Genomic DNA, 22826 nt, shown 5'->3' with positions numbered 1-22826 from the left:
GCTTTTAATGCCACAAACAAAAATTGTACCAACTTTTGATAATGTCAGTATTAAGCGAGTTGCATTTATGTTTAAAGGATCATCAGCATCAATTAATACTGATTGTAATGGAAATTTAGATGGCGAAACAGAAATGCAAACAGTTGAGAAGAAATGCGGGTCAACTGTAGTAAAGACAAAGTCTAAACCAATTGGAATGACTGTAAAAATTACTGGTCATGTACCAATCGAAGTTTATCGACGCTTCAACGGATTAAAACAAGATGAGCGGATTAAAGCAGGTGTATACAGTTATGGACCTGATTCAGTAGGCGAAGACTTCTCTTTAGCTGCAGAAATCTTCGATGATTTTGAAGAAAATTCTAAATTGGTTGGAATGCTTGAGTGTTCATCTGCAACAGGTTTAACCTTCGCAATTGAAAACGGAGCAGATGAAGTTGCTGCACTCGAATTGGAAGCTAAAGTAATGGTTGATGAATTCAATAAGTTTTATCATGAAGCAATTGTTGCAGAATTGGATGAAGATTTAACTGATGATTGGATGAGTAAGCTATCTGCTGATGTAATCAAAAAAGCTGAACCAGTTGCACGAACAATGAAAAATACAAACGCTTAGGAGGACGAAAGTCCTCTTTTTTTTATTGAAAGGATGTTTTTAGATGAATGAAGAAATAAAAGATTACAACAAGCTTGAAATGCTTGATGGCACCGTTGTTGATTTAGAACCCAAACTAAATCTTAAAAAATTGATGTATATCAATAAGGATTTCAATACTGATGAATTTGCGAAAATGACGATGGGTAGTAATGAGATGAATGTTTCAGTAATTCAAGGTGCTAAAGCTGTTTATGTAGCTTATCGTCAAGCAAATATGAATGACTACATGTCATTTGATGAATTCATTTTAAATTGGGAATTCGATATGGAAGTAGCAACTATGGTCTATAACTTGATGATGTTTAAAAAAATGCGTGACGATTATCAAAAAACATTTGAAAGGGCGAATAAGGAAAAAAAGCTTCAAAAATAAGAATGCCAAAACTTCAAATAAAAACGTGGGTTGATGTCTATTCGATGCTAACCGACGTTTTTTCTTTATCTCATGATTTGGCATTTAGCGATTTATCTGTTTGGGAACTTTTGCAAATCGCATATAACAAGCAAGCCTATGAGGGTTGGCAAAACTTTGAAATAAACCGACTACAAGAGAAAGGAGGGAAATAATGGCTAAGAATAAAACAGAAGCTGAAATAGTTTTTAAGGCTACCGATGATGGTTTGAAAAATACTGTCAAAGGTATTACATCTGAAATGACCAAGAATAAAGCTGAGCTTAAACTTGAACAGGCTCAGTTACAACTTACTGGAAGTGAAACCCAAAAACTTGAAAGTAAAATGGGTGGGCTAGAAAAGCAATATGATCTTCAAGGAAAGAAGATTGAGGCGACTAGCGATCGTCTTGAAAATGCTAAAAAGTATTATGGTGAAAATTCACAAGAAGTTGCAAAGCTAGAAAAAGAATTAATCAACCAACAAACCGCACAACAAAAAACGGCGAATGAAATTAGTAAAACTGAAAAAGCTTTGTCAGAAGCTAAAGGTGAAACGAAGTCTTATGCGTCAACAATGAATGATTTGGATAAAGAACAAAAAGATATCCAAGCGAGTGCAGCATTAGCTGAAAGTGAATATCGTAAGTGGCAAGCCACAACTGGTAAGACAGCTAGTGAATCCGAAAAGTTTGCTAAAGCTCAAGAATATGTTGCAAAACAAAGTGAGTTAGCGGAGCAAAAAATTGATGTAATGGAACGTCAATTAGAAGCTACTCGACAAGAATTCGGAGAGAATTCAACAGAAGCCAAACGAATGGAAGCCGCTCTAAATGAAGCAGAAACAGAATTTCAACAATTAGGTGAAGCCGCACAAGAAGCAACTGAGAAAGGATCACTCGAAGAAATCGGCGGTAAGCTCGACTTGGATATTCTTCAAAATGCAGCAGATAGACTTTCTGATATTGGTCAAAAAATTGTTGAAGTTGGTAAATCTTCCTTAGAAGCATTTGATACCGTCGATGAAGGTTTAGATACTATCGTTACTAAAACTGGAGCTTCCCAGGAACAAATGGCTGGTTATGAGAAGATTTATCGTAAGCTTGGTGGAGAAATGCCCGTTGAATTGGCTAAAGTGGGTGAAGCTATAGGTGAAGTGAACACTCAGCTAGGTTTTCAAGGGAATGAGTTGGAAGCGGCATCTAAACAAGCTATTCAGTTTTCAGAGATTAATGGTCAGGACGTAACATCATCTGTTGTATCTGCTAAACAAGCATTATCAGCTTATGGCTTAGAGAATAAGGACTTTGCTATGGTTCTTGATACTGTTACGAAAGTAGCTCAGGACACCGGACAAAGTACACAGGACTTATTCAATAAAGCCGTTGAAGGCGCACCACAAATTAAAGCGTTAGGCTTATCTTTTCAAGATGGGGTTACTCTAATGGGTAACTTTGAAAAAGCAGGTGTTGACTCAGGTGCAGCACTATCTAGTTTGAGTAAAGCTTCTGTTGCATATGCTAAGGACGGTAAATCTTTACAAGATGGGTTAGCTGAAACTATAGATAAAATCAAGAATGCTTCCAGTGAAACAGAAGCATTATCTGTTGCGAGTGAAGTTTTTGGTACAAAAGGCGCTGTTCGTATGGTTGACGCTATTAAACGTGGAACTTTCAATCTTGATGAGTTTGGTAAAGTTTCTGAGGATACAACTGGAAAAGTAGCCAAAACATTTGAAGATACTCTTGATCCGATTGATGAATTAGCTGTTGCACAAAATAATCTAACTATGGTGATGGCTGATTTTGGTGCAGCACTGGCGGAAGTACTAGCCCCAATTTTGCAATCCATTTCTGGAATGTTAAAAAAGTTTGCTGATGTTTTTAATGGATTGTCTCCTAATATCAAAAAAACAATTATTGTCGTTGGTGGTTTGGCTACAGGCTTTATGTTGTTAGCGCCCTTTATTGTTTCCACCATAGCAGTCTTTACGACGCTAGGAGGTATGTTTGCTAGTGGCGGCATATTGGCTGGTGTAGGAACTTTTTTCACTGGAACGTTAATACCAGCAATACCAATTATATTAGCGGTCATAGCTGCTGTTGTGGCAGTAATTGCGATATTTAAGAATTGGGGAGGAATCACTGATTGGCTTAAAGAACAATTCTCTAAATTAGGGATTGATTTAGGTGCTATTTGGGAGTCAATAAAAACCACAATTGAAACTGTGATTCAATCTATCTCAAATTTTATAACTGAAATATGGGGAACATTGACTACATGGTGGACTGAAAATAATGCTTTAATACTTCAAACAGCATCAACGGTATGGAATGGGATTTTAACTGTAATACAAGCGATTTTGACTGTGCTTGGTCCTTATCTGCAGGTGGCTTGGGAGAACATAAAAATTATTGTTACAACAGTTTGGGAAGCTATTAAGGTAGTCATATCAACCGCAATCAATGCCGTTTTAGGAATCATCAAAGCGGTAATGCAGCTAATTAATGGCGATTGGTCTGGTGCGTGGAACACGATTAAAGGTGTGGCTGCAATTGTTTGGGAAGGTATCAAATCGGTTGTTTCAATTGCTATTAATGGAATTCTAAAAGTTCTTTCAAATGTGTTGAAGATGATACAAAGCTTATTTAGTACCATTTGGAATGCTATTAAGAATATAGTTTCAACGATTCTAAACGCTATCAAGCAAATCATTACGGACGTTTGGAATGGAATTAAGAACTTAATTAATACTGTACTTAATGGTATTAAGTCGGTGATTTCATCAGCTTGGGAAAATGTAAAGAGCGTTACTTCAAATGCGTTTAATAATGTTCGGTCAACAGCGACCAATATTTGGAATGGTATAAAAAATACTATTTCGAATGCTGCTAACGGTGCTAAAAATACAGTATCAAGTGTTTGGAATGGAATTAAGAATACAACTTCAAACGTTTTTAATAGCGCTAAATCAATGATCGCTAACATCTGGAATGGAATTAAGACAGCTATTACTAACCCTATTCAAAGTGCACTTAATACTGTTAGAAATATTGTAAATAGTATCAAAAACGCCTTCAATTTCAATATTCGGTTTCCTAGTATAAACATACCTCGAATTCCATTACCACATTTCAGAGTTAGTGGCTCATTTAATCCTTTTGAGGGCGAGATGCCTTCGATCGGAATTGATTGGTATGCGAAAGGTGGGTTGTTTAGCGGACCGCAAGTAATCGGTGTAGGTGAAGCAGGTCCAGAAGCGGTATTACCTTTGAGAGAAAATGTGCTTGGAAAGATTGGTAGTATGATCGCTAAAACAATGGAGAATGATAATCGTGTCAATAATGTTGGGACTACTATAAATAATATCACCGTAGAATGGAAAGGTGATATTGATTCAGATGAACGTTTAAGTCAGTTGGCTGATGAAATTGACAATCGGTTTGCTACAAGAAACACGAACACTGGTTTTAATTAATTATGAAAGAAGCGTGTTATACGCATCTTTTTTTATAATGGAATTACACATATAAGGAGGAACAAAGAATGAATGACTTTATAACAGTCTACATTGACTATGTTCCGTCTGTATTTTGGCGTATATGTTTAACAGAGCGACCAGAGATGCCCGTACCCAATCAAAAGTATATTAACGAGGAAGTGCTAGGAAAAAATGGTGCATTCTACAGTAAGTATGCCTTTAAAGATATGGATGTGACACTAACATTTAACTACTTAGAGGAAGTAACTGACTTCAAAGCGTTTAAAGCACAAATGCCATACATTCGTAAATGGTTAGCAGATGGCACGCGTTTAGAGTTCTCAGACGAACCAAATGCGTATTATTTAATTCGTCAAGTTGAATTTAAGGGAAACATTACAAATGATATGATTGAATACGGTGAGTTTGATGTTAACTTGACTCTAGCGCCGTTTGCTCGTATTAATGAACAACCTATTGAAATGCCTAGAAAATTAATAGGAACACAATACCTAGTTAATACTTTTTTCTATAACAGAACTGTAGAAGATAGTCAACCAACGATTATTCTTAACACTACTGAAAATATTGAACTTTATTTTAATAGTGATTCAACAGCTAGTGATCCAATTAGACCAATGCAATGGATTAATACTAACTTACCAAAAGCCACGTTTACTAGTAAGGGTTCAGTTACGTTTTATATTGACTCAGAAAAAGGACTGGTTAATTATTCACTAGGTGGAATAAATGAGAATCCACAACAGGTACTAACACAATACAATGCACCAGACGGACTGTTTAAGCTACCACGTGGTAATCATAGAATATCAGTTGACCCATATGGTATAAGTGAAGATCGTAGAACCGCAAGTGTCAACAAATTACTTTTATATAGAAATGGGTTGAAGTAATGACAGTTAGAAAAAGAAGACCTGTACCCATCATTGTGTCAAAAGACAACATTTACACTGGTGGGGTTGACCTAAAGAGTAAAGAAACTTATGTAGCACCAGACGCAATAAGCGTAAAGGCAACAAACGTAATTAATGGTGAGCAGGTAGTAACCATTATATATCCAGTAAAAGGCGCAAACGCCACCGCTTTTGGCGTAGGCTTACTTATCTATTTGAGAGTTAATAACTATCAGCTACCCCAAATTTATCGTATTTTCAGTGTTAAGAAAACTATGAAAAATCAGAGAATTGAAATAAAAGCAGAACCTATAATTAATGATTTACGTCATTTTGGTATTCCTGTTTTGAATGGTAACACTGTAAGCCCAAATAACTATTGGAATATGATAATAAAAAATGCACAACCAAAAGTTACAACGGCAATGAACGGATATTATGATAAAGCGCCGTTTAACTTTCCGTATAGATTCTACGACTTTAGTTCAGGTGTGCTGGGTGATGTTAAATTCGTACTTGGGACAGCACTTGAAGCAATCGCAGGCAAACAAGGCTCAATGCTTGATACATTTAAGGGCGGAGAGTTTTTAAAAGACAATAATAGTTTAAACTATTATGATCGCTTGGGTTCAGATAGAGGGTTTGTAATCGCATATGGTCTGAACTTGAAAGATGTAGACTTTTCAATTGACACAACGGACACTATATGGAATGTAATAGCATGGTATCAGTATCAAGACACTGACGGTGTAACGCAATATAAATATGGTAATCCAGCCTATAACACAAATGTAGATACACGCAACTATGGTTTGAAAACACTGTTTTTAGAGGTAGAGGAGGAAGAAGGAAGCCCGTCTGGTGCACTAACCAGACTCGCACGTGAGTATTTAAACAATAACACTGACATGATTGTACCAAAAACCAGTATGAAAATAGACTTTGTTAACCTAGAGGGAAAAGACGGATACGAGGATTACGCTCAACTTCAAGATGTTCGACTAGGTGATGACGTTACAATTAAGTACAACGAATTTGGCTTAGACCTTAAAACAAGGGTTGTATCATACGAATATGATTTATTACTAGGTCAATATACTAAGATGGAACTTGGAGACACTAGACGCTCGTTTGTTAATCAATATAGAAGTTCATTAGGTACTGTTTATAATCAAGCGTTTAATACTCGTGGGGCAGTTGTTGAAATACAACCAACATAAATTAAGGGGGGGAAATAATGGCAAAATTTAATTATGTAATGGATGTTACTAAAGAGGACTCTTTTGTACAATCTTGTACCGCTAGGCAAGGTGACGCAGGCGAAACAATCACATTTAATTTATACGACGACGGTTTACCAATTAGTAGAAATATAATTAGTAAAGCTGAATTAATCATGGTTACGCCAATGGGTCATTATATTGAACAGTCTATGACAATCGCAAGCGATCCATTAGAACCAACAGGGTCAATCTTAACAACGACACTAACCAGTAACTTCAATGCGGAATCTGGTATGGCTAAACGTATGTACGTTAAATTAACAATGACAACATCTGGTTTAGTTAAAACGTCACCAGATGTGATTTATTATGTAATTCCAGCAGGTGACATAAGTGGTGGAAGTGCCCACGATTATATTAGTAGGGTTGAAGAAATTATTCAACAAGTAACAGACTTATACAATCAGTATAAAGAAGACTTGAAGAATGTTTATGACACAACTACGCGAGAACTAAAAGACAAATACGATCAGGCGGTAGCAGAGTTAAACCAGTCAGTAACAGACTTCACTACCAACTTGACAAACCAACTAACAACGCTCACTGGTAAAATAGATGACCTAACAGACCGCATTAATGGTTTAGATGGTGCAGTTTCAGACTTACAAGCTAAGATGGATGATTTAATCGCTAACGGTGCAATGACTCAAGCGCAAGCGGATAATCGTTATATGGCGGCTAGAGGGTCAATAACTAGTGATACGCAACTTGATTCAACTAAACAAGTTGGAACATATGAAATAGCAATGACTCACCCTACATTAGGTAATTTGTTTGGAACATTATTAGTTCAAGGTAATGTGATTAATCCATTAAAACCAACTCAATTAATGGTACTAATGAATAAAGTAATGTATAGACGTTTTAATGGTACTGTATGGAACACATGGACAGAGGTTGGTCAACCAACCCAAGAAAAAGGAGCTATCATTCAGAAAAACACAATTATCACAAACCAAGCGTTAAATACTATTTTAGACGCTGGTGTGTATCGTATCAAAGCCTTTTCTGGTTCAAACGGTTTTGATTCATTAACTGGTTCAGATGGATACATAGAAGTGTATGGGTTTGAAAATGAAAGTCGTTTACAACGTGTTACGATGGGTAATCAAACAAGTGGATCAGTTAAGGAAGTGTGGTTTAGATATATTACATCTGTTACTGTAGGCGCTTGGACTAAAGTTGGTGGAACTGAAATAGACTACGCCACTGCTGAGGATATTGTCATAGGTGAATCAGATACACTTATGGTTACTCCAAAGGCTTTGAAAGAAGCTACAGAGACAACAGTACCATTCAAAGAATATTTTGGAATGGGTGAGCCAACTCAAAACGTTGCATCTGGTGAATACTCAACGGTTAAACTAGGTAAGTCACAAGGAACAAGCACCAACGGACAAACTAAAAGACCTTATACAATAAACTCAGATGGAACATTGACATTAACCAGAGCGGCTAGATTGAACTTTAAGGCTACGGTAAAGATTGTTGCAGGAAACACAGGAACAATTGCTTTATATATGTACTGGTATTTGATGAACCCTCAGACTCAGTTACCAAGTGGGATGGTTGGAGATGATGTTGAAATTGTTTCATTCGGTTCAACTAGAGCTACTAACGGTCAACTTAACTATAACTGGATTGCAAGCGGCAATAAAACACTTGATTTACCAGCAGGTCAAGTTATTAGTTTCAATGTAAGAACTCAAACAAATGCGGCATTTAGATGGGCACAAGTTGAATCATTAGAAATTGAAGAGGTTCTACCAGCAGGGACACAAGGACTAAACATTAGTTCACTAGCTGATAATCCTGTAGTTCGATTATCTGACCTAAACGCTATTTTGAAACAACAACAAGTAAATACAGGAATGCAAATGGTTAATGGTGAAAACTTCCAAGTAACTGACCCAACTTTACTCACTGGTTTACCTCTGTATGCTTCAAATTCAAGTAGTTATTCAACATTACCAGATGGAGAAACTTATTTCACACAAGACTCTAAGGGTCTGATAACTATAAAAAAGGCGGGTTATTATGAGCTTTCAGCAGTTGTTAAAACGCAATATAGGGTTGATATTAACAATTGGCATTATATATCAATGGTTAGAACACGAACGGATGGTAGTTCTACAGATTGGGACTTCATGCCAACAGGTGGAGCTATTAGAAACAGAAATAGGCGCTATGCAACTGTTAGAATAAAACTTGAAGTTGGGGAAAAAATAAGTTTCAAATCCGATACAAATTTACCTAGCGGTAGTACTGCTATTCAATTTATTAATGTTGATTGGTTCGCACTTAAACGATTAGGTGACTAATATAATAACTTTTAGCACACTTTCGAGTGTGCTTTTTATATTGATTTGGAAAGTTGGTGAAGTATGAATTTTGAGTTATTGCTTTCGTTTTTAAGTATTGGTGGCACATTAATAGGTACATTTTCAGGGATTGTTATTTCTAACAAGCTGACCGTATATAGGATTGAACAGTTAGAGAAGAAAGTTGAAAAACACAACAATGTTATTGAGCGAACGTATAAGTTAGAAGGTCGTATGACGGAAGCAGAGCATGACCTTAGAGATATGAAAGGTGGTGATAAATAATGAAAATTGATTGGAAGACTAAATTAACGAGTAGAAAGTTTTGGTTAGCCGTTGTTGGTTTTGTCACGTCAATACTATTCGCTTTCAATGTTGATTCTGGTTCTACAGAAAAGATTGTTGGCGTAATAACCTCAGCATCAATAATGATTGCTTATATCATCGGTGAGGGTTTAGTTGATTCGAACAGGAATGATTAGGAGGAACTACATGAAAAAGAAAATCACTTTATTGAGCCTGTCCATGGCTCTTTTTTTATTGCCAATCCAAAGTTTAGCCTACACGATTAACAACGAGTTTAATCTTGGTGCATATGAGGGCGATTCACGTTTAGCAAGTCAAGATTATATAATCTTACATGAAACAGGAAACTTGCGTGAACCAAGCGCAAGAAACGAAGCTACTTACATGCGTAACAATTGGCGGAATGCTTATACAACGGACATTGTTGGTGATGGAGGTATTGTTTATCGTGTCGGCCAATGGGGGTATGTAAGCTGGGGAGCATTGAACGCTAACCCTTACGCACCTGTTCAAATTGAATTGGAGCACACGACCAATAAGACTAAGTTCAATTTGAACTATAAAGCTTATATTGATTTAACACGAGATGCAGCAAAGACCTATAATATTCCTCTGACTCTAGATGGTGCGGGACGTGGTATTAAAACCCATTGGTGGGTCACTCAAAACTACGGTGGGGATCACGTTGACCCATATGGCTATCTAGCTCAGATGGGTATTAGCAAAGCTCAGTTGCAACATGATTTATTATATGGGGTAGGCGAAACTAGTTCACCGTCTGAGCCAAGTAATCCAAGTAAACCTACAGTAACTGATCCAACTACGGCAGGTAGTCACTATTCAGTTCTTACAGACAGCAAAGGGAACTTTGCTCACGTTGACCAGTACGGTATAAAAGGTAGTCAATTAATCGCTCGTGGTTGGCATATCGCTAATTACAAATATGAGTATATTTTTATTATTGATCAACGTACAGGAAAAGAACTTGTGCGAGTTAAAGCTAACGGTGGTTCACGCCCAGACGTTAATCAAGCGTATAAGACCAATGGTAATGTTGGATATAACGTTTCATTCAACGCTAGTCAGTTTAAGGGTAGACGTGTAATCGTTATGCAGCGAGCAACGAATGACCCATCAGGTAACACCAAAGGCGGTCATCAAGACTTTTATGAAACTCGTTGGTATCATGATATTAAGTAAATGACGAAACCTCTCAGCCTTAATCGGTTGAGAGGTTCTTTTTTGGTTTTCTAACCGTTGCATTATCTAAGTAAAAATCAATACCTTCTTGAGAAATTATGTTGTCTCGTCCAATTGTCATAATAGTATCTGGATGAAACCAATCTGGATGAAGTGAATACATTTGAGTTAAGTAATTGGGTTTTCTATTTAACTTTAAACTAGCTTCTTTAAAGGTATAAAGCTCTTTGCTGATTTCTGATAAATTATACTTCATTACGTTTTATTCTCCTTAGTGGATAGATAAGCGGTTGAATTAACGATTACAATCAATATGATGAAAATCAGCCAATTTATAACGTCAGTGAGCACCAGAATTAAACCAATGAGAGTCAACAACAATAGTAGAATTAAATAAACTTTTCTTTTCATGATAGCCATGATAAAATTTAGATGAAAGGGCGAGAGTTATCTCACCCTTAGAGTCAGTCGTTGTTATCGTCTTTTAGTAATTCTTTCAGTATCTTAGCGGATTGAAGAATTCCTAATACGATGGCAACGGCTTTTCCTATTTCATCTAACTTCATCTTTTCTCAACTCCTTTCTATATTTATATTATATACTCACGAGTATATAATGTCAACATGTTTCTACAAATAAATTTAAAAAAAGCCCAATTGATGGGCTTTTAAAAATCTTCCTTCATGAATTCATGTAACCTAACAAAATACATATTCTCAATTTCCAATTCTGTCAACATATCAATGTAGTCATAGAACTTTTCCTGTAAAATGAATGGATTATTTGATTCAAAAGAATAGTTTCTATTCGATGTTTTAAGTATCAACTTCTTATCGTCTAAAATGTAAACTGTACCCATTGAATTATTGAAAAACATTAGCAACACCTCCTTTAATAGAAGATACGCAAGTTCTTATATTTTTCTCATACATACGATATAACTTTACAAATTTAAAAAAATATGAGAACATTTGTTCGTAAAAATAAAATATGAAGGATAAGAAGATTAGTGAAACTAGGCAAATGAATAATACTCAAATCGAACTATTATCCTAGCTGCTTATTAGTAAGGAGGGGAATTAACATGGAACAGTTTCATATTATACGAAAAAGAAATTATATTGACATGCCATACTGGTTTAGTAAGAAAGGACAAGCGTATAGTATTCCTATTTCAAAAACAATAAAAGTGAATGATAGAAATTATCATGTCTACAAATATCATTTGGACGGGAAGACTAATTTGATCCTCGTTACAGTAAAAGATTTTTATATAAACGTTCATCATCACGAAGCAATATTCTTCCATATGACGCCTAAAGAAGCTTTTGAAGTAGGTCAGAATTTGGAACTAATAATTGCTGAGTATTTTTTTCAACACTCAAATAGTAAACAAGTGATGTAACAGATATTAGTTATTTTAAAACTCTTTAATTTAGTTAGGGGTAGTCAGTGTTAAAATATAGCACAAAAAATGACAGTCTAACCATTCGGAAAGACTGTCATATCAATGATTATACATATTGGGATAGCAGGGCTCGAACCTGCACTTACCTGATTCAGAGTCAGGCGCCTTACCAGTTTGGCCATATCCCACTAAGAACAGAAAGAATTATAACGCTAGTTTTTCTATTCTTCAAATAAAATGTCTCGATTATTTTTTTCCTGCTTGCTTTAAAGCAGCCAAAACTAAGTTTCCATCAGCAAAACCTAAGTTAATATTGACGGTCTCAGTATCAAAAACTAAAGATAGACGAATGCCATTTAGTTTCTTTTTGCCGCTAATTTCTTTACATTGATAAAGATTGTACTTGTATGACCTTTGCTTACTTAAGGCATATAATATGTTTCCAGAGATTCCATATGCCGTAAGACCTTCTTGATTCTTTAAACCTTCATATTTATGAAAGCCAATGAATGAAAAGGAGAAATTAGTTTTGGCAAATACTTGGACAAAACGATTGAACAAAAGAACTCCCTTATTTTCATTCGTATTATAATTAATGCCGTATTTTTGAGTAAAATGATAAAGTTCGATTGCTGTGTTCATAATGACCTCGCTTTTTTCTGTATATTCAGCATAAATGTTTCTTATATATAGAAGCTTTTTTTATTGACTAAAGCGTCGAGTATTAATAAATTCTGAAATAGCCATAGTGACCAACAGAAAACCAAAAATTTGGAATAAGACCATTAAACTGCTGAATGGATTGAATAAAAGGAAAAAACCGGTAAGAATCATCAGTGCACTATAAATAAGTTGTCCCGTGACTGGAAAACCGTTTCTTCTTGCAGTCCAGCTTTGTACGAATTGGCCAATTGCAAAAATTAGAATAATAAAACCTAAGAACATTGGTAAGATACTAATAATTCCTTTTGAAAACCAAAGAACAACAAAGGCGATGATGACTCTCATGATTCCACTAGTTGTCTCAAAACCGACATTCCCTGTATATTTTTTTGTTCTTAAGCCGCGAATAATTTGTAAAATACCAAAAATTAATAAATAGAAGAAGATGATGTAGACCATCCCTTTAAAAACACTTCGTGGTGAAAACAGGATAGCGATACCAAAGATTAGGTAGCAAGCACTTCTTAAATATCCATATTTCTTGATTGAATCGATAAAATTTGACATAAAATATCACTCCTCATAAATAATTTTACCTGATTTGGTGTCTTTTTGCTAATGAAGTGAAAATTTCGATTGTAAACCATTCCAGACTTAGGTATAATTGCGAATAACATTGATCCAAAAGCTAGACGAACAAATGAATGTCGATACTGGAGGGCTTACTTATGAATGAAGAAGAAATTGAACTTGGTAGAAATTATCGCTGCCATCCGATTGGTTTCGAAGAATGCGTGGAAGGCGAAGTAATTTCGAAGATGACAAATTGCGCTGTTGTTCGTATTAATCAATGCGAAGAAGTTGATCAAGAGCAGCGAGATGACAAATCTAACATGGTCGTGGTAAAATATTCTAATTTCATTCCAAGTTAGAAGGCGGTTCTTTTTGAATATATTTACACTGTTATTGGGAATTTTCACTATTGTTCTTTACGTTTTTTTATTATTGGCACGAAGAGACATCGTTATTCCGATTTTTAAACGACGTAAACAATACCCATTCTATATTTTTTTAACAATGTTGATTCTTTGGACTGGTTTTACTAGTTGGCAAGATTTCAACGGGCGAGCACAGACGATTTTAGCTGCCTTAGTAATGCTGAGTTTTTTATTGGATAAAAAGGGATTTACTGAAGATAGTCTGATTCTTTTTAGTTTAGATAACCGGGGGATTCCGCTCAATGAAATTGAACGAGTAGTCTTGTTTCAAGAAGAAAGCGGCTTGATTAAGTTAAACTATTTCCGGAAAGAGCGTCGCGGCCCCATTTTGACCTTTGATTATTCTTTGACTGAATTCGTTGTTTTTCTTTCGGCGCATCTCAGTGAAGGGAGTACCTTAGAAATTTTAACCAAAGACGATAAAGATAAAGACGGGAAATAAGATGGCAGAGATGTCATCTTTTTTTGCAAAACATAAACTTGCTTATAAAAAACAAGCGATGCTGGAAAATCAGCATCGCTCGTTTTGATTTTAAACTATATTAATGGAAAACACGGAAACGTTCGTCGTCAGCTAAGTATTCTTTTTCGTTAGCTTCGCCTTCTTTAGAACCGAAAACTAATTGAGAGCGTAATTGCCAATTAGCAGGAATGTTCCATTCTTCAGCAACAGCATCATCGATCACTGGGTTGTAATGTTGTAGGTTTGCCCCAAGACCAGCGGCTGTTAAAGCTGTCCAAGTATTTGCTGTAGCAATACCGTTTGATTGTTCAGCCCAGTCTGGGAAGTTATCAGCGTATAATGTAAATTGTTCTTGTAAATTTTTTACTGTATCCGTTTCTTTAAAGAACATTACAGTACCATAGGCATTACGGAAGCTAGCAATTTTAGCCTGTGTATTTGGAAATACTTCTGCTGGAGTTAGTGGTTTTAGAGCTTCTTCAACGATGTTCCATAATTTCTCATGAGCCTCTCCGAAAAGAATAACTGCACGAGGTGATTGTGCGTTAAACGCAGTTGGACTGCTTTTAACCGTGTCTTTGATTAATTCAGTAATTTCTTCTTCAGATAATTTTACATCGCGGCCTAGTGTGTAAAATGAACGGCGATCTTTTAATGATTCTAAAAATTGAGACATAATAATTTCCACCTTTTCTTGTTTTGTTCTTGTTGACAAAGCTTACTTTACCATCTTACAAAAAGTAAGAAAAGAAATATGCTCGCAGAATGGTAATTTTTTTTAAAGGGGAGATGAAACCTTTTTAATAATTACTTGAGAATATGATAAACTAGAAGTATGAACTGTAAGATGGAGGCTCTTAGATGAATATAAAAGAAATAGGAAAATCAATTATTTGGTTTTTAATTTTGGCGGTGATCTTGGTTGGTTTGCGCCATTTTGTTTTTACTCCTGTAGTGGTCAAGGGAGATTCAATGGACCCAACATTGATAGATGGTGAACGGGTTATTGCATTGAAAAACACTGATATTAAGCGGTTTGACATCGTAACTTTTCCAGCACCGGATGATGAGGGGAAAAACTATATCAAACGTGTTGTTGGATTACCAGGCGATACTGTTGAATATAAGAATGATGAACTTTACATCAACGGAAAAAAATATGACGAGCCATATTTGGATGAGTTCAAAGGCCAATTAACTGACAATCAGCCATTAACTTATGATTTTAATTTGAAAGAGTTATCTGGCTCTGAGAAAGTTCCTGAAGGAGAACTATTTGTTTTGGGAGACAATCGTCGAATCTCAAAAGATAGTCGAATCATTGGAATGATTAAAGAGAAGGATATCATGGCAGATGTGAAATTTGTTTTCTGGCCGTTAAATCGGTTTGGTACAGTAGACTAGCAATTTTGCTAGTCTTTTTTTACGGAATGCTTTTGTATTATCTTTCATTATGCGACTTTTTAACTGAACTGCTATAATAAGCACGTAACATAATTTGAAGAATCGAGGGGAAACGATGTCATTACAATTTTTGCTAGGTACTGGACAGAATGATGCGACAGAGCGAATGATTCAGACAGCACAAGCTTGGTTAAAGCAAAATCCTGAGAATCGTGTCTTTTTCTTAGTCCCCAATTACAATAAATTTGAACAAGAGATTAACCTTTTATCTGCTATGAGACGCGATGAGGGAGCGACAGAATTTAGTACGATTCGTACACAGGTTTTTAGTTTTCAACGATTGGCTTGGTACTTTTTACAGCGGGATGGTCAGGTGCCCGGAAATATTTTATCTGAAGCCGGCAATGCAATGATTTTAAGAAAGATTTTGCATGAACAACGTGAGGAGTTAACGATTTTTCGCGGTGAAGTCAATAAAACAGGATTTATTCAACAATTAGTCAGTTTTTACCAAGAAATGCAGATTGGAAATATAACCGTTGAAGATTTAGCAGAAAACGGCACTGGCCAAGATCAAGTTTTGAAGCTGCAGGACCTGCGTAGAGTATATGCAGCCTACGAAGAGGCTTTGTTGAATTATCAAGTGGCCAATGAAGATCCTTTATTGTTGCTGCAAGAATATCTCAGCAATAAAAATCTAACGAATAGCCTTTTTATTGTAAGCGGCTTTACCCGATTTAACGCTCGGGAGTTGAGCGTTTTAACTACTTTAATGCATTGTGGAGAATTACATGTTTCCTTGGAGTTAGATCGATCTTATCCAACGGAGGAACCTAGTCCCTTAAACTTATTTGCCGATCCAGGTAAAACTTATTTTCAATTAAAGCGTAGTGCAGATGAGAAACAGGTCCCAGTACGTCCTGATCAATTCTCACATACTAAGCAAACAGTTTTTAATCAAGTAGGAGAATATTGGGCAAATCAAAAAAAGACTGATTTATCTCAAACAGATCAGCTTCAGCTTACAAAATTTGGTACAGTAGCGGAGGAGATCCGTAAGATCGGTGAAGAAATAAGACGCCTAGTAAAAGATGAAGGGTATCGATATAAAGATATTCAGATTTTACTACGCAAGCCTGAAGTTTATAACAGTGTGTTGCCGGATATTTTCAATAAGCTGGATATTCCATTCTATCTTGATGAAACGCAAGAAATGGCTGCCCATCCGTTGATAGAGTTTTTACAAGCATTGTTTCTAGTTGATAATTATAATTATCGTATCAATGACGTTTTTCGGATGCTTCGAACGGAACTTTTTGCTCCTTTTGAGTGGAAAGCAGATACATGGTTTGCCCAGCAACAACAATATAGAGAAAAAATTGATCAAACCGAAAATGTTTGTCTGGCTTATAATTTCAGGGGGAATGCATGGACAAAAACAGCGGATTGGGAATTTGTAGATTATGATTTTGAAGCAGATGTTTTTAATGATGCGAAAGATTTAGAAACAACGACCAATGACGTGCGGCGTTCAGTCCAAAAAGTACTGCCAGAATTTTTCAAAAAAATGAAACAGGCAGATAATGGGCTAGAGGCGGCTACACTCTTCTTTCACTTTTTAGAAGACAGCGGTGTGAAGCGGCAACTACTATTCTGGCGCGACCAGGAAGTCGAAAAGGGGAATTTAGAAAAGGCTCGTAATCATGAACAAACATGGCAGGCATTGCTTGATCTTTTAGATGAGTATGTATTGATTTATGGAAATGATACTTTTGATTGGGTGAATTTCCAAGAAATATTTTTAGCTGGTTTGATGAACTTAAACTACGGAAAAATACCAACAGCGATAGATCAGGTGCGGGTTAACGATTTAGAGTTAGCACGCGTAGATCAAATGAAAGTTACCTTTGCAATTGGTTTGAACAATATTGATTTCCCAGCTCGTTTTGATGACAAGGGGTTACTATCGGCTGAAGAACGTTCGGCCTTCAATCAAAATTTGCCAGATGGAAAATTTTTGCCTGAAAGCAATAGTTCAAAAGTAAATCGTGAACCATTTTTAGCATACTCGGTTTTTCTTTCTGCTAGTGAAAAGCTCTATTTGAGCGTTGCAACAACAGTTGAAGGCGAGAAAAAGCTAGAGATTTCTTCCTTTTTGAGACAATTGAGTCAAGGTTTGCAATTGCCGATTAAAGAAAATGAATCATTGAACTTAATGAGCAGTCCAGAGGATCATTTAGGTACTATGCGAACACTTTTATCTGATTTGATTGCGTTAAATCGTTTCGCCCAGGATGAAAACCGAGCGTTTCTACCAGCGTGGCGAGAACTGCAAAAGTTCATTCAAAATAGTTCATTTGCTTCGATGGCACAACGAGTTTTCAGAAGTTTGCAGGATCTTAACGTTCCTCGTGAGTTATTGCCTGAGACAGCAGAACGATTATATGGGAAGAATCTGTATGTTTCAGTCTCAAGAATCGAGAATTTTTACAACTGCCAATATAAATATTTCGCCAATTTTGGTCTTGGGTTAAAAGAACGAACGGTTTATGGATTAACACCTGCGGCGGCTGGTGATTTTTACCATGAAGCGCTAGATTACTTTTTCCGCTTATTAAAAGAACAGGGTTTGCGTTTAGCGGAATTAGAAGAAGCCGAACGAAATCAATTAGCAGATCAAGTATTGAAAGAAATTTTTGGCGAACTGAAATTTGCTATTTTGTCCAGTTCAGCGCGAATGAATTATATTCGTTACCAATTGTCGCGAACTATTCAAAGAGTCAGTTGGGGGTTGGTACAGCAAAGTGCCCGTACTAAATTGGAGCCGCAGCAAACCGAAATTATTTTTGGTTCTATCGGCGGACAAAAAGGGATTCCAGGAATCAACTTGCCCTTATCGAACGGTGGAGAAGTCGCGATTCGTGGTAAAATTGATCGCTTGGATCAATTACAGAGTGCTGAAAATGATTGGTTAAGTGTAATTGATTATAAATCTAGTCCCCATAGCTTTAATGTGGCGGACGCGTACTATGGAATTGCATTGCAATTAATCACTTATTTAGATGTTGCAGTGACTGACTTCAATCAAGGAAGCGGAAAAGTGATCAAACCAGCGGGAGCTTATTATTTGCATGTCCATAATCCGGTTTTGAAAGAGCCTAAGAGCATTGAAAGGGATATGTTGAAGGCTTATCAATATGATGGCCTCTTTACAAAAGAGCCAGAGCTTTACGATCAATTGGATCAGAGCTTAAATGAAAAGGAAAACTCGCTTTTATTTCCAATCAAAAAAGATAAAAATGGGCAGACAGTGGTCGTCCCGCAATCCAAAGATAAATTTTATGAGTTATCAGAGATTGATCTATTGCGACAATACAATCGAGAGAAAATTCAAAAGGCGGGCAATCAAATCGTTTCTGGTGAAATCAAATTGAATCCAACCTACAAAGATAATCAACGGATTGCCTGTCAATACTGTCCTTTCCGCAGTGTTTGCAAGTTCGATGCGATGTTGAAGGAAAATAATTATCACCGCTTAGAAAAACTATCTAAGGAAGAAGTCTTAAAACGAATGGAGGAAGAACTACATGACAACTAACTTCTCTATCCCTCCAAAAGCGCCGAATGAAATGTATACAGATTCCCAGTGGCAGGCAATCTATGATCAAGGGGCTAATCTTTTGGTTTCAGCTTCAGCAGGATCAGGAAAAACAGCGGTACTTGTTCGGCGTGTAATCGAAAAGATTAAGCGACAGCAGCTCTCGGTCGATCAATTATTAGTCGTGACTTTTACTGAGGCGGCAGCTAGTGAAATGAAGGAACGAGTTCAATCAGCACTGCAGGAAGCAATTAATGAAGAAACGGATCAAAAATTAAAAAATCATTTTACGCGTCAATTGACACTGTTGCCAATGGCGAATATATCGACACTGCATTCGTTTTGTTCTAAAGTTATTCAACGCTTTTTCTACTTGATCGATCTAGATCCAAGTTATCGCATGTTGACAGATGACACGGAGACGATTTTATTGAAAGAGGATGTTTGGGATGATCTTAGAGAAACTTTTTATGAAGAAAATCAAGAAATCTTTTATCGTTTAACCGAGAACTTCTCTAATGATCGCAGTGACAGTGGTTTGGAAGATTTACTTCTCTCAATGTATGAATTTGCCCGAGCAAATCCTGAACCGTTCAAGTGGTTAGATGGATTAGTCGAGAATTATCGAGTAGGAAATTTAGTGGATTCAGATTTATATCGTGAGTTAATCCGTCCGCAAGTTTTGACTAATTTACAAGAGGCCAGTCAAACTTATCAGTGGATGCTCTCTGCCAGTCAAGGGATTGATGACTTGCAAAAGATTTCGGATGTTGCCCAAAACGAACAGAGTATTGTCCAGCAAATTGAAAAAGCCTTAGTAGAGGACGATTTATCGACGGTCTATACTTTTTTTGAGAATCTCAAATTTCCAGTGTATCCTTCTCCAAGAAAAAAAGATGTCAAAGAACTTTATGGCGATATAATCACGGAATGTAAGAATTATCGAGACCAGGCAAAGCAGAGTTTGACGAAGATCAAAGAAATGTACTTTTTAGTCTCACCAGAGGAGCAAGTGGAACGTTTGCAGGAAGCATTACCGATTGTGGAAGAATTGGTTCGTGTTGAAAAACGATTTATCGAAGAGTATTCCGCAAAAAAACGTGAAAAAGGGATGCTGGATTTCAATGATTTGGAACATTTTACTTTGCAAATTTTGCAAGCAGAGATTGATGGCACAAGACCTGCTGAGGATTATTATCGCAGTCGATTCACCGAGGTTTTAGTAGATGAGTATCAGGATATCAATCAGTTACAGGAAACTATTTTACGTCAGCTTAGTAATGAGGAGCCGGGAAATCTCTTTATGGTAGGTGATGTCAAGCAATCGATTTATGGGTTTCGTTTAGCCGACCCAACTTTGTTTATCCAAAAATATCATGATTTTGCTAATGAAAATGGAGGACGCAGAATCATTTTGGCAGAAAACTTCCGTTCTCGCAAAGAAGTTTTAGACTTCACCAATTTGATTTTCACTCAATTAATGGATCAAACAGTTGGACAGATTGAATATGATAAACAAGCAGAATTGATTAATGGCTTCACGGCGTTTCCTAAAACGGAGACATTTAGTCCAGAGTTACTAATCTATCAAAAAAACGGGGAGACTCCTGATTGGATAGAAGATAAATCCATGGGTGAAATATTTATGACTGCCGTCAAGATTCGTGAATTAGTTGATCAAGGATTTGAAGTCTATGATAAAAAACAAAAAGCGATGCGGTCAATACGTTATGAAGATATCGTACTTTTAACACCAACTAGAAGCAATAATTTAACGATTCTGGAAGTGTTTAAACAATTGGGAATTCCGTTATCTATCAATGATACACAAAATTATTTTCAATCAACAGAGCTGCGAGTAATGATTTCTCTCTTACAGATTATTGATAATCCGTATCAGGATATTCCTTTGGCCGCAGTTTTACGATCACCGATAGTTGGCTTGCAGGAAGAAGAGTTGGCACAGGTCCGCCTAGCATTGCCGCAAAAAGAGTATTATCAGGCAGTAAAAAAATATGTTCAAATGAATGATGATACCACTGTCCAAAAATTGACAGTCTTCTTATCTCAATTGGGTGATTGGCGTGAGTATGCTCGGCGCGAATCGTTGGCCAGCTTATTAGTGAAAATCTATAATGAAACAGCCTACTTGGATTATGTTTTAGGAATGCCTGCTGGACAGCAGCGCCATGCAAATCTACTAGCATTAATTGAACGAGCAAAGGATTATGAACGCAGTAGTTTCCGCGGCTTGTACCAGTTTATTCGCTTTATTGAAAAGATGCAGGAAAAAGATAAGGACTTAGGCGAGCCTCCTACTGAAGAAATTTCAGACGCTGTGAGAGTAATGACGATCCATGGAAGTAAAGGGTTAGAATTTCCGATAGTCTTTTTAATGGATATGAGCAAAAGCTTTAACGTTCAGGATACACGAAGAAATTATGTATTTGATGAGCGATTAGGACTTGGCGTGAAGTTATTGACGCCGGATACCCGAGTAAGGAAAGACACATTACTCTTTCAAACCGTCAAGCAGAAGAATTTGAATAAGCTGCTATCAGAAGAAATGCGGAAACTGTATGTTGCTTTAACTCGAGCAGAGCAAAAATTATTCTTGGTGGGTTCTTATGATGATGAAGCTGCAGCATATAAGACTTGGAGCAAAGGCTCTTTGAACGAAAATTTAGTTTTAGATGCAGGTCTTAGGAATGGTCAAAATGATAGCTTCTTTGATTGGATTGGCTTGAGTTTATTTAGACATCCGCTGATGGAAAATTATCAGAACGAGTATATTGTCAATCAGCCTGCTGTTTTGAAGCACCACCCGGCCACATTCAAACTGAATTTTACGGATCCGCAAATGATTGTCGAGAAAGTTCAGGGATATCTTCCAGAGATTAAAACACTAGAAATCCCCCAAGGAACGATCAATATCCAACCGTTGAAAAAAAGTTTGCTGTTTGAATATCCTTATCCTGAAGCGACGAAAACAACGAGTTATCAATCGGTATCAGAACTGAAACGACTTTATGATGATCCAGATAATCGATTAGCGCTGGAGCTTGATTCTTCTCGTGTACAAACACACTATCGATTTACTGAAAGCGACTTAGGAGAACCTAAATTTTTAAGTACGAAAAAGGAACTGTCCGCTGCTGAAATCGGGACGGCCACTCACTTAGTGATGCAGCTATTACCATTACAGAAGGATCCTAAGCGAGAAATGGTCGAAGCCTTGATTGAGGAGCTAGTTTCACGACAAACATTAACACAGGAAATTGCAGAGAAGGTTTCTGTTGATAGTATTATGCATTTCCTCGATACTAATATTGGTCGTTTTGTAATCCAACATGCAGACCGATTGTATCGTGAAGAACCATTTGCGATGTTGATACCTGCAGATCAATTATTTAATGATTACCAAAACCAAGATGAGATTTTAATTCATGGAATAATCGATGGCTATTTAGAGTTTGATGATAGAATTATTCTGTACGATTTAAAGACGGATTATTATACTCCTGAAAGGGAACAAACGCTGATTAACCGCTATCGTGGACAATTGTATCTCTATAAGGATGCTTTAGAAAGGGCGAAACAAAAGCCTGTTGAAGCAGCTTATCTAATCTTTTTACAAGGAAATCATGCAGTTGATTTGTTAAAAACTCCTTAGGTACAGGCAAGATGTACTTATAAAAGGTAAGTGATGTGCTATACTCTCTCTATCGAGGTGAGAAT

Annotated in this window: 19 protein-coding genes and 1 tRNA gene; 15 read left to right on the top strand and 5 right to left on the bottom strand. The window is 36.6% G+C overall.

All coding sequences use genetic code 11. The features are described 5' to 3' along the window. Positions 1–7 precede the first annotated feature (7 nt). The 9 genes from JZO85_RS00640 to JZO85_RS00600 all read left to right on the top strand — a co-directional run bounded on the left by JZO85_RS00640 (position 8) and on the right by JZO85_RS00600 (position 10554). The gene (locus JZO85_RS00640; RefSeq protein ID WP_207106568.1) at positions 8–616 is read left to right on the top strand and encodes a phage tail protein; all 609 of its coding nucleotides are present in this window, start codon (positions 8–10) and stop codon (positions 614–616) included. A gap of 43 nt (positions 617–659) precedes the next feature. Then, entirely contained in the window at positions 660–1031 is a 372-nt protein-coding gene (locus JZO85_RS00635; RefSeq protein WP_207106567.1) for a hypothetical protein, read from the top strand. A 193-nt stretch (positions 1032–1224) separates the two neighbouring features. Beyond that, entirely contained in the window at positions 1225–4527 is a 3303-nt protein-coding gene (locus JZO85_RS00630) for a phage tail tape measure protein (RefSeq protein ID WP_207106566.1), read from the top strand. Between the two features lie 68 nt (positions 4528–4595). Continuing rightward, positions 4596–5444: a hypothetical protein gene (locus JZO85_RS00625; RefSeq protein ID WP_207106565.1), complete on the top strand. Its 849-nt coding sequence runs from the start codon at positions 4596–4598 to the stop codon at positions 5442–5444. After that, positions 5444–6664, top strand: coding sequence for a phage tail spike protein (locus JZO85_RS00620; protein WP_207106564.1), 1221 nt, complete (start codon positions 5444–5446; stop codon positions 6662–6664). Before JZO85_RS00625 ends, JZO85_RS00620 begins: the two co-directional genes overlap by 1 nt. A 17-nt stretch (positions 6665–6681) precedes the next feature. Continuing rightward, positions 6682–9048, top strand: a complete 2367-nt coding sequence (locus tag JZO85_RS00615) for a hypothetical protein (RefSeq protein WP_207106563.1) — start codon at positions 6682–6684, stop codon at positions 9046–9048. Positions 9049–9111: 63 nt separating this feature from the next. Continuing rightward, positions 9112–9333, top strand: a complete 222-nt coding sequence (locus JZO85_RS00610) for a hypothetical protein (RefSeq protein ID WP_207106562.1) — start codon at positions 9112–9114, stop codon at positions 9331–9333. Beyond that, positions 9333–9530: a hypothetical protein gene (locus tag JZO85_RS00605; protein ID WP_207106561.1), complete on the top strand. Its 198-nt coding sequence runs from the start codon at positions 9333–9335 to the stop codon at positions 9528–9530. Before JZO85_RS00610 ends, JZO85_RS00605 begins: the two co-directional genes overlap by 1 nt. A gap of 10 nt (positions 9531–9540) precedes the next feature. Then, the gene (locus JZO85_RS00600) at positions 9541–10554 is read left to right on the top strand and encodes a peptidoglycan recognition protein family protein (protein ID WP_207106560.1); all 1014 of its coding nucleotides are present in this window, start codon (positions 9541–9543) and stop codon (positions 10552–10554) included. Positions 10555–10573: 19 nt separating this feature from the next. Here the strand turns inward: JZO85_RS00600 and JZO85_RS00595 are convergent, their stop codons facing one another. Further along, complete coding sequence (locus JZO85_RS00595) at positions 10574–10810, bottom strand: hypothetical protein (RefSeq protein WP_207106559.1); 237 nt, start codon at positions 10808–10810, stop codon at positions 10574–10576. A gap of 828 nt (positions 10811–11638) precedes the next feature. Between JZO85_RS00595 and JZO85_RS00590 the strand changes: the two genes are divergently transcribed. Next, positions 11639–11959 carry a hypothetical protein gene (locus JZO85_RS00590; protein WP_207106558.1) on the top strand — a complete coding sequence of 107 codons (321 nt, stop codon included), beginning with the start codon at positions 11639–11641 and terminating at the stop codon, positions 11957–11959. Positions 11960–12077: 118 nt separating this feature from the next. Here the strand turns inward: JZO85_RS00590 and JZO85_RS00585 are convergent. The 3 genes from JZO85_RS00585 to JZO85_RS00575 all read right to left on the bottom strand — a co-directional run bounded on the left by JZO85_RS00585 (position 12078) and on the right by JZO85_RS00575 (position 13192). Further along, positions 12078–12150, bottom strand: a tRNA-Gln gene (locus tag JZO85_RS00585). 58 nt (positions 12151–12208) lie between these two features. Beyond that, positions 12209–12604, bottom strand: a complete 396-nt coding sequence (locus JZO85_RS00580; RefSeq protein WP_207106557.1) for a hypothetical protein — start codon at positions 12602–12604, stop codon at positions 12209–12211. A gap of 60 nt (positions 12605–12664) precedes the next feature. Continuing rightward, positions 12665–13192: an HdeD family acid-resistance protein gene (locus JZO85_RS00575; protein ID WP_207106556.1), complete on the bottom strand. Its 528-nt coding sequence runs from the start codon at positions 13190–13192 to the stop codon at positions 12665–12667. Between the two features lie 161 nt (positions 13193–13353). On the opposite strand from JZO85_RS00575, the gene JZO85_RS00570 reads away from it, so the two are divergent. After that, positions 13354–13557, top strand: coding sequence for a hypothetical protein (locus JZO85_RS00570; RefSeq protein WP_016180129.1), 204 nt, complete (start codon positions 13354–13356; stop codon positions 13555–13557). A 13-nt stretch (positions 13558–13570) separates the two neighbouring features. Further along, positions 13571–14065: a hypothetical protein gene (locus JZO85_RS00565; RefSeq protein ID WP_207106555.1), complete on the top strand. Its 495-nt coding sequence runs from the start codon at positions 13571–13573 to the stop codon at positions 14063–14065. A gap of 100 nt (positions 14066–14165) precedes the next feature. Here JZO85_RS00565 and JZO85_RS00560 read toward each other — a convergent pair whose 3' ends face one another. Then, a complete protein-coding gene (locus JZO85_RS00560) occupies positions 14166–14762 on the bottom strand; it encodes a nitroreductase family protein (RefSeq protein ID WP_207106673.1) in 597 nt (198 codons plus the stop codon). 185 nt (positions 14763–14947) lie between these two features. Here JZO85_RS00560 and lepB point away from each other — a divergent pair, with 185 nt between their 5' ends. The 3 genes from lepB to addA all read left to right on the top strand — a co-directional run bounded on the left by lepB (position 14948) and on the right by addA (position 22761). After that, entirely contained in the window at positions 14948–15490 is a 543-nt protein-coding gene (lepB, locus tag JZO85_RS00555) for a signal peptidase I (protein ID WP_207106554.1), read from the top strand. A 115-nt stretch (positions 15491–15605) separates the two neighbouring features. Next, positions 15606–19088: a PD-(D/E)XK nuclease family protein gene (locus JZO85_RS00550; RefSeq protein ID WP_207106553.1), complete on the top strand. Its 3483-nt coding sequence runs from the start codon at positions 15606–15608 to the stop codon at positions 19086–19088. Further along, positions 19078–22761 (top strand): helicase-exonuclease AddAB subunit AddA, encoded by a 3684-nt coding sequence (gene addA, locus JZO85_RS00545; RefSeq protein ID WP_207106552.1) that lies wholly within the window; start codon positions 19078–19080, stop codon positions 22759–22761. Before JZO85_RS00550 ends, addA begins: the two co-directional genes overlap by 11 nt. The last annotated feature ends 65 nt before the right edge of the window (positions 22762–22826 follow it).

Source organism: Candidatus Enterococcus murrayae, from assembly GCF_017315985.1.
GTDB classification, from domain to species: Bacteria; Bacillota; Bacilli; order Lactobacillales; family Enterococcaceae; genus Enterococcus_A; species Enterococcus_A murrayae.
Note: the sequence above shows the minus strand (reverse complement) of the source record. Positions and strands in the feature narration are given on the sequence as shown.